The following is a 15309-nucleotide window of genomic DNA, read 5'->3' on the forward strand; positions in this document are numbered from 1 at the left end:
TGATCGGGGAATGCCGCCGCCTCAGGCGGAGGCCGTGATCTCGGAGACAAAGTCCTGGTAGGAGCGCAGTGGGCGACCCAGCATCTCGGTCAGACGCTCGACGTCGCCGGCATCGGGTATCATCCCCTCCGTGAGAAAGCGCTCGCTCATCAGGCGCATGTCGAAGGCCATCCAGCTCGGCATGAACTGCCTCAGATTCTTTTCGAAGCCAGCAGTGTCGTCGCCCGGGTAGACGATCGTGCGGCCCAGCGCCTCGGACCAGATGGCGGCAGCCTTCGCGCCGGTCAACTGATCGCGACCGACGAGATTGAAGCGTGCGAGCGGAAGCGGCGTTGCAGCTCGCTCGCGCCGAATGAGCTCGATCGCGGCGATCTCGCCGATGTCGCGTGCGTCGATCATCGCGAGGCCCTTGTTGCCGATGGGCATCGGATAGATGCCATAACCGAGCACGACGTCCTTGATCGTGAGATCGTTGTTCATGAAGTAGGCCGGGCGCAGGATGGTGGCGTTGAAGCCCATCTGCTCGATCATGCGCTCGACACCGAACTTGCCGGCAAAGTGCGGCACGTTGACGTAGCGATCGCTGTGGATCACCGACAGGTAGACGACCCGCTCGACGCCGGCCTCCCGCGCGACGTTGAGCGCGACCAGCGCCTGGGTGAATTCATCCGCGACGACTCCGTTGAGCAGAAACAGGGTCGAGACTCCCGTGAAGGCGCCGCGCAGCGCGTCGACGTCGAGGAGGTCGCCCTGCACGAGCGTGACCTCTGCAGGCAGGTTCGCCTTCGCGGGATCGCGGACGAGCGCGCGCAGGTCGGCGCCGCGCTTGACGAGTTGTTCGACGACGTGGCGGCCAACGGTGCCGGTGGCGCCGGTAACGAGAATGGTCATGGGGGTCACTCCGGGTTGGGTTTGAAGACACCCCGAAACTAGTGATCCACAATCTGACTGATAGACGGTATATTTGGACAGACCGTCTCACTGGTGGAACACATGGATCTCCTAGCCCTCGCCGATTTCAATCTGGTCGCCCGGCATGGCGGGTTCGGACGCGCCGCGCGTGCTGCGGGTCGTCCGAAGGCTACCTTGTCCCGCCGGGTCGCGGAGCTCGAGGCGGCGCTCAACCTGCGCCTGTTCGAACGCGGCGCGCGCACCTTGAAACTCACCCAGGAAGGACGCGCGCTTTACGAGCGGACCGGGACGTTGCTGACCGAGCTCGACGAGACCGCCGCAGCGATCGCTTCCGGAGGCGACAGGCCGCGCGGCAAGTTGCGCATCAGCGCACCCTTGCTGTTCTCTCAGATCGCCATGGGGAAGCTGGCCGCCGCCTTCGCCCTGAAATATCCGGAGGTCCGCCTGGAAATAACGACGGAAGACCGGGCCGTCGATATGGTCGAGGAAGGCTATGACCTCGTCATTCGGGTCGGTCCCGACCCGGATGAGAGCCTCGTCGGTCGCATCTTCCTGCGCGACCGGCTGGTGGTCGTGGCGAACCCCCACCTGAAACGACCAAAGGACAAGCTCGCAGTACCCGCCGTCGTCCGCGGGACGGGTGACCGGAGTGCCGCCTGGAACGTGACGGGGGCGACTGGTCGATTGCGTTTTGCAGTCGATCCAGTGCTCAGCCTGGCATCCCTGATCATGGTCCGTGACGCGGTCAGAGCCGGCGTCGGTGCTGGATGCCTTCCCCTGTCCCTCGTCAGTCCCGATCTATCCGTTGGCACGTTGAGCCATTGGGGTGACATCGACGCTCCCGAGATCCAGCTGTGGGCGCTCTACCCGTCGCGGCGATTGCTGAGCGCACGTGTTTCCGCCTTCCTCGACTTCCTGAAGGAAGCCTTTCCGAAGGGCACGCCCGAGGAGCTTGCCGCCTATCTCGAAAGATAGTCGCTGCGCGCGCCGATTTCCTGATCCTCACGCCGGCTCCGCCGTCTTCACCCCCCAGCGGTGTCGGCGCCACGCCGCCGCCGGGCTTGAGGTGGAATTCGTAAGTCATCAGGTGCCACCGCCCGTTCGCCTTGGTGCCGTCGGGCATTGTGGGATCGTTGCGTGGCTCGACCTTGGCGACGAGATCGTCCTTCACGCCGAACACCACGTCGGAATCGAGATATTTGTCGCCGTCCATGAAGACGTGGGTGATCAGCGGCTCATAGCCCTTGGCATTGACCAGGAAGTGCACATGCGCCGGGCGCATCGGGTGGCGGCCCGTCTGCACGATCATCTCGCCGACGGGACCATCGGTCGGAATCGGATAGCTACACGGCAGGATGGTGCGGAAGAAGAAGCGGCCGTCGCTGTCGGTGATGAAACGCGCCCGCGCCGAGGCGCCGACCTCGTCATAGTTCGGCTTCTGGGAGTCGTAGAAGCCGTCGTCATCGGCGTGCCAGACGTCGACGGGAACGCCGGCGAGCGGCTTGCCCTTGAGATCGGTGACACGGCTCTGCACGAACATCCGCTCGCCCGTCTGGTTGTTCGGCGAGATGTCGGTGCCGTGCGCAGTCACCTTGTGCTCGCCGACATAGAACGGACCAAGCACCGTAGTCTGAGTGGCACCGTCGCGATCCCTGTGATTGACGGCGTCGACCAACATGGAGACGCCGAGCACGTCGGACAAGAGGATGAATTCCTGGCGGGTGTCGGTGCATTTCTGCCCGGTGCGGGTCAGGAAATCGATGGCGTATTCCCATTCCTCGAAGGTGAGACCGGTCTTGCTCACGTAATCGTGCAGCGACTTCACCAATTCCTGCAGCAGGAATTTCGCACGCGTATCGGGCGTCTGATCGAAGCTTTTGACGACGGCTTCGGTGAGGTCGGTCTCATTGAATTGCGTCATGGTGCGTTTGCCCTCGCGTTTTTATCGTTGGCCCGGGCGGGCTCCTTGCGTTCCGAGGCCGAGTCTACACCACGCGGCCCGGCCTCGTTAAGCGCAACCGACTTGGAATGCGGCCGCCATTTCGGTATCAACTTTCCGACAAAACGCCCCGGAGGAACTGATGCTCGCCCCCACCCCTGCCTCGCCCGAATCCGTCGGCATGTCCAAGGCTGCGCTCGACCGCGTCGATGCGCATCTCAAGCGCCGGTACATCGATGCCGGACGCTTCCCGGGCACGCATCTTCTGGTCTACCGCCGCGGCAAGGTCGCGCACAGCTCGGTGCAGGGCTTTGCCGACGTCGAGCGCAAGGTGGCGGTGAAGGACGATACGATCTACCGCATCTATTCCATGACCAAGCCGCTCACCAGCGTCGCCTTCATGATGCTGGTCGAGGAAGGGCTCGTCGCGATCGACGAGCCCGTCGCCAAATACATTCCGGAGTGGAAGGATCTCGGCGTGTTCGTCGCCGGCACCTATCCGGCGTTCCTGACCCGGCCGCCCTCCCGGCCGATGCTGATCGTCGACCTCTTGCGCCATACGTCTGGACTGACCTACGGCTTCCAGCAACGCTCCAACGTCGATGCCGCCTATCGCACCGAGAAGATCGGCGAGGTCGAGAAATCAGGCACGCTGCAGAGCATGATCGAGGGCCTGGCAAAGATCCCGCTGGAGTTCTCGCCGGGCGAGTCCTGGAACTATTCCGTAGCAACCGACGTGATCGGCTATCTCATCGGCAAGATCTCGGGCATGCCGTTCGAGCAGTTCCTCAAGTCACGCATCCTCGATCCGCTCGGCATGACCGACACCGACTTCCACGTGCCCGCCTCGAAGGCGCATCGCTTCGCGGCCTGCTATTCGGCGGACCCGGGCGGCGGCACGGCCTTCCATGCCGGCCAGCGCCGCGAGGGGCTGACACTTCAGGACGATCCGACAACGAGCTCGTTCCTGTCGCCGCCCTCGTTCATCTCCGGCGGCGGCGGCCTGTGCTCGACGGTCGCCGACTATCTCACCTTCTGCCGCGCGCTGCTCAATGGCGGCGAGCTCGGCGGCGTCAGGCTGATCGGGCCGAAGACGCTGGCGCTGATGACGACCAACCACATTCCGGGTGGGCGTGCGCTGCCGGAGGTCTCGCGCTCGCTGTTCTCGGAAGCGACCTATAACGGCATCGGCTTCGGTCTCGGCTTCGCCGTCACCATGCGCCCGGCCGAGACGCTGATCGCCGGCAGCCCCGGCGAATACAATTGGGGCGGCGCCGCCACGACCTCGTTCTGGATCGATCCCGCCGAGGAGCTGATCACGATCTTCATGACCCAGGTGCTGCCGTCGAGTGCTTACCCGCTCCGCCGCGAGCTGCGCAGCATGGTCTACGCCGCAATCACCGAGAGCAACCTGTAACCAATCGCGGCCGATCCCGCGGCTGCCGGCCGCGGGATCGCATGATCAAGCGCTCATTTGAGCATCTCCGGCACGATCAAGCGCGGCAGGAACAGCGACACGCTGGGCCAGACGATGAGCGCCGCCAGCACGAGCAGCATCGGGATCAGCATGATCATCGTGTCCTTCAGGGCATAGCGCAGCCGCACGCCGGCGATCGAGCAGGCGATCATCAGACAGAGGCCATAGGGCGGCGTCACCAGTCCGAAGGCCAGCGACACGATGGAGATGATCGCGAACTGGACCGGATGGAGATCGACGGACTTGGCGAGCGGCTCCAGCACGGTGCCGACGATGATGATCGCCGGGATGGCGTCGAGGAAGCAGCCCACCACCAGAAAGCAGAAGGCGATGAAGAAGCCCGCCGTGACCGTGCCCATGCCCCAGGTCGAGACGTTGGCCAACAGTTCCTGCGGGATCTTGTAGTAGGCCAGCAACCAGCCGAACGCGCTCGCCGTGCCCACGCAGAACAAGGCAACTCCGGCCAGGCGCCCGGTGTCGAGCAAGGCCTTGTACAATTCGCGCAGGCCTGTCTCGCGATAGAAGAATGCGGAGAGCGCTACGGAATAGAGCACCGCGACGCAGGCGGACTCGGTCGCGGTGAACCAGCCGAGCAGAATGCCGCCGACGATGATGAACGGCGTCATCAGCGCCGGTATCGACCGCCAAATGGCGCATCGCATCTCGACCCAGGTCGACTTCGGATATGTCGGATAGCCGCGGCGCACCGCATAGACGTGCACCGTTGCCATCTGCGCGCCCGCGATCAAAAGGCCCGGCACGATGCCGGCCAGATACATCGCCGCGATCGAGGTCGAGATAAGCCCGCCCCAGACGATCATCAGGATCGACGGCGGGATGATGACGGCAAGCACCGCCGACACCGCCGTGATGGCGATGGAGAACGAAAGGTCGTAGCCCTCCTTGCTCTGCGCATCGATGAAGATCTTGGACTGGCTCGCCGCATCCGCGGTGGACGAGCCCGAGATGCCCGCAAAGAACACCGACAGCACGACGTTGATCTGCGCCAGCGATCCCGGCCAATGCCCGACCATCGAGCGCGACAGCTCCACCAGGCGGTCGGTGATGCCGCCGATGCTCATCAGGTTCGCCGTCAGGAGGAAGAACGGCACCGCGAGCAGGATGAACGAATTGTAGGCGTTGAAGGTTTCCTGCGCGAGCATCATCAGCGACAGGCGCGGCTCGATCAGAAGGATCGGCACGCAGGCCAGGCCGAGCGCGAAGGCGACCGGCACGCGCACGATGAGCAGGCCGATGAAGACCCCGAACAGCACCATCGCGGCCTGTCCGGCAGAAAGTACAGTGCCGCTCATTTCTGTGCCCCGACCAGAATGCGCATTTCATCAATGATCTGTTCGCCCGCAAACACGATCCACGTCACGCCGGCCACCGGCCAGGCGACGTGGATCAGCCAGAGCGGCAAATCGGCCAGCTCCGACGTTCTGTTCCAGGCGAAGCGTGTGAATTCGATTCCGGCCAACACGAACACGAGGGCCAGCGCCAGCACGCCGAGCCGCGCGATGATCCGCACCGCGGCCTCCGAGCGCCGCGACAGATCGGGCCATACGTCGACCTCGAAATGCTGCGCCTCGCGGATGCCCACCATGGCGCCAATCATGATCGTCCAGACGAACAGGAAGCGCGCCATCTCCTCCGTCCAGATGTAGGAAGGAATGAACGGCGTGTAGCGCGAGACGATTTGCAAGGTGACCGGAATGACCAGGATGCCGACGCAGGCGGCCAGCAGGAATTCCAGCAATTTCGCATAGGCCGCGGTGACGCGACGCCACAGCGACGGCGTGGACGGGAGGTGCATTTCGGACATTGGAGCTCCGTACGGCGCTCATCCGCCACGTCCGGGCAGGAAGCGGGGCCTGCCCGGAATGCTGTCGGCGGACGGGGCGGCCTCAGACGACGTTGATCTTCTCGAAAATGCCTTCCGCGCCGATCTCCTTGGCGTAGGTGGCCATCACGGGGTCGGCGAGCTTCTTCATGGCATCGCGCTCCTCGAACGGAACGCGCTTGAGCTTGCCGGCCTTCTCCAGCGTGTCGAGCTTGACGACCTCTTCGCTGGACTCGAGCTGGCGGCCGTAATCGCCGGCCTCCTTGCCCGCCTTCATGATCGCGTCCTGCAGATCCTTGGGCAGGGTCTTGAGCGTCTTCACCGAGAAGCAGATCGGCCGGATCGACACGGCGTGCTGTGTCAGGTTGAGATGCGGGGCCACTTCGTAGAACTTCATCGCCTCGACGCCGGCCGCCTCGTTCTCGCCGGCCGAAATGACGCCGTTCTGGATCGCGTTGTAGATTTCGTTATAGGCGATCACGGTTGGGCTCATGCCGACGGCCGCGAAGGTCTTCGACCAGATCGGCGCGCCCTGCACACGGACCTTGAGGCCCTTGAGATCGGCGAGGTTCTTGAGCGGCTTGTTGGCGAAGATGTTGCGGATGCCGCCGCCGGCATAGCCGATCAGAACGACTTCGGCCTTGGCCGCGACCTCATCGGCGATCGGCGCCAGGATGTTGGCTTCGACCACCTTGTTCATGTGCTCGATGCCCTTGAACACGAAGGGCGCATCGATGAACGGGGCCGCCTTGGCGAAGGTCGACATGTGGGCCGGCGAGACGATGCCGTAGTCGACCGCCTTGCCCTGCGACATGTATTCGAAATACTGCTTCTCGAGGCCGAGCGAGGAGTTCCTGTGCAAGGTGAAGTTGACGGGCTTGCCGTAGTATTTCTTCACCAGCTCCTCGAACCGCAGCAGGGCCCGGTTGAAGGCATGATCGTCATTGAACTGCACGGCACCGTTCAGCGTGATCGGAGCTTGCGCCCTCAGGATCGACGGCATGCCAATGGCAGCTGCCGCAGTGGTTGCGCCGATCCCAGCGAGAAATGACCTTCGCTTCATCGTCTCCCCTCCCTTTGATGCTCCAGCCCTGTCGCCGGGCCGTGAGCGCAGCCGTTATGCGGCTTGTGAGAGGCAAGCGTATGAAAAACCTCGACGGGACGGAAGTGATTTCGCGTGCGTTGTCGGCCCTCATCGTCGCGGCGCTGCTCCGGCACGACCTGCTGCACTGCAACGGGCGCTCCGGCCGGCGCGCTCAGGAGGCAGCCGTGCGGACCTGTGCGCTGCACGCAAGAGGACCGCGCGGCTCCTCGAAGCCCTAATGCAAATGACCGATCAGATAGATGCCGCCGCCGATCACGATGATCGCCGGCACGGCCCACAGAATCAACACTGGCATCACGCTCCTCCTTAGTTGGACGTGCAGACCTTGACCGTCTTCATGCCGCTCTCAGCCTCAGTGCGCGTCTTGTAGATCGTGCCCGAGGGACTGACGACGGTCATGGACGTGTCCGTCGGCTTCTTGTCGACGATGGTGCACTTCTTGGTCTTGACGTCCTGGACGACGTAAAACTCGTCGGCCGCGAACGCCGGCAGGGACAACGCAGCAACCATCAGCGCTGCGGACGCTATTCTCAACTTCATGTTCTCCTCCTCCAGATTGCAGGGCTCGTTGCCTGCTGATCCCAACGGGAAAAACTGGCAATTTGTTCCTAATCGCCGGGAACGCCACCCGCGATGAGATGTTGGTGCGGCGCTATTCACCTCAGAGGAGAACCAGGATGAAGAAGCTGTTCCTGCTGTCCGCCGCGGCAGCGTTGATCTCGACCGGCGCTTTTGCGCAATCCACCGTGGTGACCACGACGGGAACCGGCCATGCGGCCGCGGTTCAGATCGAGCCGCAATACAGGACCAAGATCAAATCCTACGTCACCGAACATCGCATCCGCCCGGTCACGACGAAGGAGAAGATCATCGTCGGCACGACGGTGCCGAGCGACGTCGAGCTCGAGGCGGTTCCGTCCGATTGGGGCCCGTCGCTGACGAAGTATCGCTACGTCTATTCGGGAGAGCGCGTGATGCTGGTCGATCCCGGCTCACGCACCGTCGTGCAGGAAATCGACTGATCAGGACGGGAGAGCGGCCGTCTCGGCGGCCGCCTCCCTCCCCGAGTTGATCGCATGACGTCGGATCTGTCCGGAAAACCGCGTCGCGCGGTTTTCCGGATCATGGTCTAGACCGTCGAGATGCCGTCGATCGGGCTGATGTCCCCGACGAAACGCAGCAGATCGGCCATCGTGAACTCGCCCGGCACCTGCGAGGGCAGCGTCGGCTTCCAGTTCTTGCCCTTGAGCCAGAGATACGACTGGTGGTCGCCATGGACGAGGCCGACGAAGACCTCGGCGAGCAAGGTCGCGCCGACCGGCCCGAGCCTTTCACCGCCGCCCCGCTGCTCCGCCTCCTTGAGGATGTAGTACCAGAGCGGGGTGTGCTCGTGCAGGCCGTGCTTCTTCGCCACCGCGCCGTCGGTCCCCTTGGAGATTTCGGCCGGCGTCAGCGGGTTCTTGATCTTCATGGCCTTGGCGACGTCCTGCCCGGAGGGCAGGCCCAACAGCACGCCGCGCTTGAGATTGCGGAACGGCAGGCTGCCGCCGTCGCCGGGCAAGGTGTGGAGTTGCGGCACGACGAACGGATCGATCTTGCGCGACGGATTGAGCGTCACGCCGGCAGGATTGTTCGGCAGCACCTGATAGAAGCGCCGCCAGTCGATGATCCAGTTGCTCGAAAGCACCGGAAGCGGGAGCGGCGGCTGAATCGGGTTTGGCGCCAGATCGCCGATGATGCCGCCCGACAGCCCGGTGAACCTGAACAGCAGATCCAGGGTTGCCGGAGTGAGGCCGCCGGGCGTGAAGATCCGGTTGTGGCTATAGACCTGGCGCACCATGCTGTGGCCGAGACGGTAGACGGCGGCTGAAAATTCGACGGGCATGTAGGGTGTCTTCTTGAAGCGGTAGAAACGCCGCCCCTGCTCGAGAATCTTCGCGACGATCCCCTTCTCGGTGATCCGCTCCACGAAATCGTGCAGGACCATCCATTGGTAGTGCCAGGTCACGATCCGGCGCGCTTCCTCGAAGATCTCGCCCGCCGGCTTGCCGGACGCTGCGAGCTGATCGCAGACCTTGTTGTGAAACTTCAGCATCGCAAGATGGGTTTGCGCGACGAGCAGGTTCTCGTCGTTGCGGTGATCGCCGATCAGGGCAAACCCCTCGGGATTGCGCGGCAGGTCGTTGCGATGATCGCCCGTGATGGCATCGACGTTGACGGTCTTGCCAATCAGCAGCTTGGGCCCCGGCGTCTTGCCGTTGTCGGTCGCCGAATTGCGCGCGTACAGATGACGGCTTCCGTCGGGACCGAGACCATAGATGCTGTCGAGATCGAGCGCGGGCGTGCGAAAATTCGTGACCGCGGTCGGATCGGCTTCCTTCTCGCCGAAGGAGGTCAGATCGAGCGTGATATCATGATCGACGAATTGCCCGAGATAAGTGAAACCCGCTGGGACATTGGGATTGTTTCCGGCGGCGTCGCCGGGGGCGGGATCCTTCATCGCGTCGGCGAGCTCATGCAGCGGACCGTCGTCGACAGCCAGCGGCTCCAGGGTCGGAAACATCCGGCCAAACATGCCCGGATCGTCGTGTCCGGAAAGCGTATCCAGAAATTGTCGCGTCGGTTGACGTCCGGCCTTGCCATGACCGGGATGAACATTCACGTCGGTTCCCATCGCTTGCTCCTGCTCAAAATGCTGTAGGGGAGAGGGGCGCCGAAGATGTCGTGATCTAAAATTCTCGTTTCAGTATACGCTCAGAAGAATTGCCCCTCAGGGTGTAGTACGACGAAACATTACCACAGATTGCATTCTATGGATGTGTCCTACCGCGAGGCTTTTTGCCCCACCGACGACACAGGCTTTTGATCGCCCGCAGCTCGAGCAGGAAAGACTAAGGCGCGATCGACCGCCGGCCCAATCGGGCTTCAGCGTTTGGCAGCGAACCGCGACCAGATCTCAGCGTCGGTGTAGAAGTCGACGCCGCCATCGAGATCTCTCACCAGCCATTCGCCGAGATAGACGATCTGAGTGCCGCTGCGCCGCTCGTGCCGAAGCTCGAATTTTCCGTCGGCATCCTTCTGCAGCGAACAATTCGACTGAACCCAACTCGGCCACTCCTGCAACGGCTGCCCCAAAAATTGCCAAGCAACCAAAGCCGCGTTGTCCGACAAGGGTTCTAAGCGCAATGTCTTGGTCACGTGATCTCCACCATGCGAGTTTGTCCCCGATGCAAACGTCTCGGGACCGGAAAGGTTTGGAATCGTCGTTCCCTGACAGCATGCCTGACGGGTTCCAACGGTTCCTCTACTTTTTCGTCCGTGAAAACCCGGTCCCCTCGCGCCCTAACCGATCGTCTGCAGCGCCGGAAACGTCTCCAGCAGCCAGATGCTCACGTTCGAGACCGCGCCGGTGAGAAAGCCGATGCCGGTGATCACCATCAAGGCGCCCATGGCGCGCTCGACATTGACGAGGTGGCCCTTCATGCGCGCGAACAGCGCGGAGAACTGCTCGATCATCAGCGCGGCGATCAGGAACGGAATGCCGAGGCCTGCGGAATAGACCGCGAGCAGGCCGGCGCCCCTCGTCACCGTGGCTTCCGCCGCGGCGATCGAGAGGATCGCGGCGAGGATCGGGCCTATGCAAGGCGTCCAGCCGAATGCGAAGGCGAGACCCATGATATAGGCGCCCCACAGGCCGACCGGTTTGGGGATCGGCAGCCGCCCCTCGCGCATCAGAAGGCCAATGCGCGTCAGGCCGAGGAAGTGCAGGCCCATGATGATGATGACGATACCGGCGAGGATCGACAGCTCCGCCGACCAGGCCCGGATCAGCCCGCCGATCAGCGAAGCGCTGGCGCCGAGCGCCACGAAGATGGTGGAGAAGCCGAGCACGAACAGGAGCGCCGACATCATGATCGCGCGCTTGGAGGCCGCGGCCGGCTCGTCGCTCTCGACATGCTCGATCGTGGCGCCCGTGAGGTAGATCAGATAGGGCGGAACCAGAGGCAGGACGCAAGGCGAGAGGAAGCTGACGAGGCCGGCAATCAGCGCCGCCGGGATCGAAACATTTTGCATGATGCAGTCGGAGCCATCTCAGGCCCCGGTACGGCGCAGGGAACGCGCCCGGCCCGGAGCCGAACCGGCTCTGGTGTAGCCGATGCCGGAGAATGCGCAACAGAGGCGCACAGAACCAAGGCTCCTCCCGATGCCCTCCGTGATCACAGATGCGGCATCGGGACGCGCACAAACCTCGCCAAAAAGCGGGATTCGGCGGCGCGGCTACTTCACCACGCGGAGCAGCGGACGCCGGGGCTGGTCCTGCGTCTGCTTGGAAGGGGGCGGCGGCTCGCTCGCAGCGCTCCGCAGCATTTCGTCGCACAGCGCCTTGAGATCGGCACTGTCAATTCCTTTCAGTTTCATCCTGACGTCGAGGATGACGATGGACAGCATCTCGGCCGACTCACGGCTGTTGCACGCATTGAGAACCCTGCGGCACTCCTCGAGCGTTTCCAGCACCGACTGCAACTGTTCGTCTGAATGCGACACCGGCGTTCTTTCCGTTAATTCGGCCTGCGAGACGTATCGCTCACGCCCCTTCGGCCCCCCATGGAAAACAAAAGATAGCACGAGGCGACTGCGCCTTCGAACCGGATTTCAGTGTGTTTCTGCTGTGGAACCGTATTTCCGGCCGCCATCGCCATGCGGCACCATCGGCGATCGCCGAAATGCTTTGGGAGCAAACGTCTGATGCGGTGTGTCGATCCATCAGCGGCGACAGCATGGACTTGCGCGCAAGATCATTCATTGCGGACAGCGCCGGCAATCCCGCAGCCATTTTGCGGCTCGCAACGGAACTCACGCCATACCCCTCAGTCGAGCCGATAGTCTCGCCCGAATTTCCAGCTCATGGCAGCATCCAAATACCGCCCTCAGGTAGTAAGGATGACGTTCAAAACTCGTCGTTCCCCAACCCGTCGTGGTTGTGGTTTGCTCCAGATTCTGCCAGTTTAGCTTTCCAAAGGAAATTGTATGCACTCCTTGGCGGAAAGGGGCGTTCCGCTGGCGGAACGCCCAAAGACAAATGTCAGCGGCCTCTCGGATTGGGACACCGCCCGCATATTTTTGGAAGTCGTGCGAAGCGGAAGCTTTCGCTCGGCGGCCGAGCGCCTGTCGCTGTCGATCAACGCCGTGCGGCGCCGGATCGACGATTTCGAACGCCAGACCGGCACCACGTTATTCACCCGCGACGTCCACGGCACCCATCTGACCGATGAGGGCGCCCTGGTGGTGTCCGCCGTCGAGCGCATGGAGGCGGCCACCTTCGACGTGCTGCGCGCCAGCGATTCGATGGCCAACGCCCTGTCCGGCGAGGTCCGCGTCGCCGTCACCGAGGGGCTCGGCACATTCTGGCTGGCCCCGCGCCTGGTCGAATTCCAGCAGGCCTATCCGAAGATCCTGGTCGACCTGCATTGCGCGATGCGCTCGGCCGACGTCTCGCGCCACGAGGCCGACGTCGCCATCCATCTGTCCCGTCCCTCGGCGCTCGACATCAAGCTGGTGCGGCTCGGCCGCATGCATCTGATGTTCTGGGCCTCCGAGAAATACATCGAGAAGCATGGCGCGCCGCGCTCGGCGGCGGAATTGATCAAGCATCGTCTGGTGCTGCAATTCGCCGACCAGCTCGCCGCCAAGGAATCTTTCGAGAGCTTCTTCCCGGGCGTGTCCGAACGTGACCTTCTGGTCATGAAGACCAACGTCTCGAGCGCCAATTATTGGGCGGTCGCGAATGGCGCCGGCATCGGCGTCTTCCCGAGCTACGCCATCGCGCTTGGCGGGAAGTTGATTCCACTGGAGGTCGAGCTGAACCGGCCGCTGGATATCTGGCTGTCCTACCATCCCGGTAGCGGCCGTATTCCGCGCGTGAGGCACATGATTGACTGGCTGATCGAGGCTTTCAATCCGGCTCGTTTCCCGTGGTTTAAGGAAGAGTTCGTGCACCCGCACGAATTCAAGCACTCGTATATGGGCGAACCCCTGACCCAGCTCTTCGGGGGATTTTCAACCGAAGAACAAAGGTGAAAACAGAGATGAAAGCAGCGGCGAAAAGAATGAAGCAGCGCAGCGCGGGCAAGCCGGACATCGAGCTTGGCAAGCGGATTCGTCTGCGGCGCGTCGAGATGAAGATCTCGCAGGCCGAGCTCGGCGAGAAGCTCGGCGTCAGCTTCCAGCAGGTGCAGAAATACGAGAAGGGCGTCAATCGCGTCGGTGCGGCCCGGCTTCAGCAGATCGCCTCCGCCCTCGATGTGCCCGTGACCTTCTTCTACGACGGTGACAACAAGGCCCGCGAAGTCGAGAGCCTGCTCTTCCTCGACTCGGCCTTCAGCCTCCGCCTGCTGCGCGCCTACAGCAAGATCAAGGATCAGACGGTGCAGCGTCAGCTCGTCTCGCTGATGGAATCGATCGCGGCGAACGAGAGCTGAGGCCGATCGACGGTCCGGCCTTCACGGCCGACGTTCAATCCGCCGCGTCACGGGGACGCGGCCGGATTGCACGAGATCGGCTGGATCCGATCTGAACTTGACTTGGCCCGCGCGCGATTCGCGCGTGGCCTTGATTTTCGGAGCGGCCTGACCGCCCCTTTTTCCTGGCTGTCTTCCTTCGGGTCTCGGCCCCGTCGAGCGTCGTGCGCCATGCAATCGCAGCACGGCCGGATGCAGGCTCTGCTCTCCAGCGCCGGTTGACCGCGGCGGCGCCTGCGCCGCACATTGCGCCTCGCCACCGAGCAGCGAGCGCGCGATGCCAGACCTTTTCAGCACGACCGGAACACTTTACGCCGACGGCAAGGTCCTCACGCACACGGCCGACGGCGTCGGCGTGATCACTTTCAACAATCCCGACAAGCGCAACGCGATGTCGCTGGAGATGTGGGAGGGATTTGGCGAGGCGCTGACCGCCTTGCGCGACGACGACAAGGTGCGCGTCGTGATCCTGCGCGGCGCCGGCGGCAAGGCGTTCGTCTCGGGCGCCGACATCAGCCAGTTCGAGAAGGTCAGGCACAACGCGGCGGCGTCCGAGCAATACGCCAGGCGCAGCGCCGCCCAGCGCGCCCTCCTCGCCGACTATCCCAAGCCGACCATCGCCTGCATCGACGGTTATTGCCTCGGCGGCGGCATGCAGGTCGCGATGCTCGCCGACATCCGCCTCGCCTCGCAGGACAGCCAGTTCGGCATTCCCGCGGCCCGGCTTGGCATCGCCTATGGCTATGACGGCTTGAAGCATCTGGTGTCGCTGGTCGGCCCGTCCTGGGCGCGGCTCCTGATGTACACGGGCATGCGCATCGATGCCGCCGAGGCGCTGCGCATCGGCCTCGTCGAGCGCGTGTTCCCGCAAGGCGAGCTCTGGGGCGAGACCATGGCGATTGCCGAGACGATCGCGCAGAATGCTCCGCTCGCGATCAAGGCCGCCAAGATCACCATTGCGCAGGTCTTGAAAGACGAGAGCGCACGCGACATGGACGCGATCAAGGCGATCGGCAATGCCTGCATGGACTCGGACGATTTCCGGGAAGGCCGGCAGGCCTTCATGGCAAAGCGCAAGCCGCAGTTTCAGGGCCGCTGAAGCTGAACCGACATTCAGGAAGATTAAATTCCGCGCGCGGCCCAGTCGCCATAGCAACCAGTTGATCTCCCGCAAGTTCTCCCGCCACCAACGAGGGAGATTGCGATGAAACTCAGAATTGCTGTTCTTGCGCTGGCTGCGGTGGGTGGTGTGTCGCTCGCGTCGGGACCGGCGCTTGCGGCAATGCCGAACGGCATCCCGCAGGCCGACAAGATCGCAAGCGGTCCGGCTGCGAATATCGATCAGGTCCGCATGGTCTGCAACGCTTGGGGCCGCTGCTGGTGGCGACCGAACTATTACGGCGCCTATGGCTATTACGGTCCACGCCGTTTCTACGGGCCACGGCCATATGGCTATTACGGCCACCGCCACTGGCGTCGCTGGTAAATGACGTAGGGCCCCGAGGACCGCTTTCG

At 63.2% G+C, this 15309-nt stretch carries 17 protein-coding genes and 1 pseudogene; 8 read left to right on the top strand and 10 right to left on the bottom strand.

Annotated elements, in window-relative coordinates:
• Positions 1 to 21: 21 nt before the first annotated feature.
• Complete coding sequence (locus ACNJYA_RS27290) at positions 22 to 891, bottom strand: SDR family oxidoreductase (protein WP_212254782.1); 870 nt, start codon at positions 889 to 891, stop codon at positions 22 to 24.
• A 102-nt stretch (positions 892 to 993) separates the two neighbouring features.
• On the opposite strand from ACNJYA_RS27290, the gene ACNJYA_RS27295 reads away from it, so the two are divergent.
• A complete protein-coding gene (locus ACNJYA_RS27295) occupies positions 994 to 1887 on the top strand; it encodes a LysR family transcriptional regulator (RefSeq protein WP_439363865.1) in 894 nt (297 codons plus the stop codon).
• A gap of 52 nt (positions 1888 to 1939) precedes the next feature.
• Here the strand turns inward: ACNJYA_RS27295 and ACNJYA_RS27300 are convergent.
• Positions 1940 to 2833, bottom strand: a pseudogene (locus ACNJYA_RS27300) (intradiol ring-cleavage dioxygenase); the annotation flags it as partial.
• Between the two features lie 160 nt (positions 2834 to 2993).
• Here ACNJYA_RS27300 and ACNJYA_RS27305 point away from each other — a divergent pair.
• Entirely contained in the window at positions 2994 to 4268 is a 1275-nt protein-coding gene (locus ACNJYA_RS27305; RefSeq protein WP_260382743.1) for a serine hydrolase domain-containing protein, read from the top strand.
• Positions 4269 to 4321: 53 nt separating this feature from the next.
• On the opposite strand, the gene ACNJYA_RS27310 is transcribed toward ACNJYA_RS27305, so the two are convergent.
• The 3 genes from ACNJYA_RS27310 to ACNJYA_RS27320 all read right to left on the bottom strand — a co-directional run bounded on the left by ACNJYA_RS27310 (position 4322) and on the right by ACNJYA_RS27320 (position 7234).
• Positions 4322 to 5641 (bottom strand): TRAP transporter large permease, encoded by a 1320-nt coding sequence (locus tag ACNJYA_RS27310; protein WP_212254779.1) that lies wholly within the window; start codon positions 5639 to 5641, stop codon positions 4322 to 4324.
• Positions 5638 to 6153: a TRAP transporter small permease gene (locus tag ACNJYA_RS27315; RefSeq protein WP_212254778.1), complete on the bottom strand. Its 516-nt coding sequence runs from the start codon at positions 6151 to 6153 to the stop codon at positions 5638 to 5640. The genes ACNJYA_RS27310 and ACNJYA_RS27315 overlap by 4 nt, the downstream gene beginning before the upstream one ends.
• An 82-nt stretch (positions 6154 to 6235) precedes the next feature.
• On the bottom strand, positions 6236 to 7234 hold the full coding sequence (locus tag ACNJYA_RS27320; protein WP_212254777.1) for a TRAP transporter substrate-binding protein: 999 nt from the start codon (positions 7232 to 7234) through the stop codon (positions 6236 to 6238).
• Positions 7235 to 7314: 80 nt separating this feature from the next.
• On the opposite strand from ACNJYA_RS27320, the gene ACNJYA_RS27325 reads away from it, so the two are divergent.
• Positions 7315 to 7494 carry a hypothetical protein gene (locus ACNJYA_RS27325; protein ID WP_439401030.1) on the top strand — a complete coding sequence of 60 codons (180 nt, stop codon included), beginning with the start codon at positions 7315 to 7317 and terminating at the stop codon, positions 7492 to 7494.
• A gap of 88 nt (positions 7495 to 7582) precedes the next feature.
• On the opposite strand, the gene ACNJYA_RS27330 is transcribed toward ACNJYA_RS27325, so the two are convergent.
• The gene (locus ACNJYA_RS27330; RefSeq protein ID WP_172783947.1) at positions 7583 to 7816 is read right to left on the bottom strand and encodes a hypothetical protein; all 234 of its coding nucleotides are present in this window, start codon (positions 7814 to 7816) and stop codon (positions 7583 to 7585) included.
• Between the two features lie 137 nt (positions 7817 to 7953).
• Here ACNJYA_RS27330 and ACNJYA_RS27335 point away from each other — a divergent pair, with 137 nt between their 5' ends.
• The gene (locus ACNJYA_RS27335) at positions 7954 to 8298 is read left to right on the top strand and encodes a DUF1236 domain-containing protein (RefSeq protein WP_439401031.1); all 345 of its coding nucleotides are present in this window, start codon (positions 7954 to 7956) and stop codon (positions 8296 to 8298) included.
• A 107-nt stretch (positions 8299 to 8405) separates the two neighbouring features.
• Here ACNJYA_RS27335 and ACNJYA_RS27340 read toward each other — a convergent pair whose 3' ends face one another.
• From ACNJYA_RS27340 to ACNJYA_RS27355, 4 genes are all read right to left on the bottom strand, one after another.
• Positions 8406 to 9950 carry a peroxidase family protein gene (locus ACNJYA_RS27340; RefSeq protein ID WP_212254775.1) on the bottom strand — a complete coding sequence of 515 codons (1545 nt, stop codon included), beginning with the start codon at positions 9948 to 9950 and terminating at the stop codon, positions 8406 to 8408.
• Between the two features lie 251 nt (positions 9951 to 10201).
• Entirely contained in the window at positions 10202 to 10474 is a 273-nt protein-coding gene (locus tag ACNJYA_RS27345; RefSeq protein WP_036025895.1) for a hypothetical protein, read from the bottom strand.
• 144 nt (positions 10475 to 10618) lie between these two features.
• The gene (locus ACNJYA_RS27350) at positions 10619 to 11350 is read right to left on the bottom strand and encodes a cytochrome c biogenesis CcdA family protein (RefSeq protein ID WP_212254774.1); all 732 of its coding nucleotides are present in this window, start codon (positions 11348 to 11350) and stop codon (positions 10619 to 10621) included.
• 204 nt (positions 11351 to 11554) lie between these two features.
• Entirely contained in the window at positions 11555 to 11821 is a 267-nt protein-coding gene (locus ACNJYA_RS27355) for a hypothetical protein (RefSeq protein ID WP_025034806.1), read from the bottom strand.
• 483 nt (positions 11822 to 12304) lie between these two features.
• Between ACNJYA_RS27355 and ACNJYA_RS27360 the strand changes: the two genes are divergently transcribed.
• The 4 genes from ACNJYA_RS27360 to ACNJYA_RS27375 all read left to right on the top strand — a co-directional run bounded on the left by ACNJYA_RS27360 (position 12305) and on the right by ACNJYA_RS27375 (position 15280).
• Positions 12305 to 13354, top strand: coding sequence for a LysR family transcriptional regulator (locus tag ACNJYA_RS27360; RefSeq protein ID WP_172783942.1), 1050 nt, complete (start codon positions 12305 to 12307; stop codon positions 13352 to 13354).
• Positions 13355 to 13383: 29 nt separating this feature from the next.
• Complete coding sequence (locus tag ACNJYA_RS27365; protein WP_020608151.1) at positions 13384 to 13755, top strand: helix-turn-helix domain-containing protein; 372 nt, start codon at positions 13384 to 13386, stop codon at positions 13753 to 13755.
• Positions 13756 to 14071: 316 nt separating this feature from the next.
• A complete protein-coding gene (locus tag ACNJYA_RS27370; protein WP_439401032.1) occupies positions 14072 to 14893 on the top strand; it encodes an enoyl-CoA hydratase in 822 nt (273 codons plus the stop codon).
• Positions 14894 to 14998: 105 nt separating this feature from the next.
• Positions 14999 to 15280: a hypothetical protein gene (locus ACNJYA_RS27375; RefSeq protein ID WP_172783940.1), complete on the top strand. Its 282-nt coding sequence runs from the start codon at positions 14999 to 15001 to the stop codon at positions 15278 to 15280.
• Positions 15281 to 15309 lie beyond the last annotated feature (29 nt).

The organism is Bradyrhizobium sp. BLXBL-01 (assembly GCF_051853025.1).
Lineage (GTDB): Bacteria > Pseudomonadota > Alphaproteobacteria > Rhizobiales > Xanthobacteraceae > Bradyrhizobium.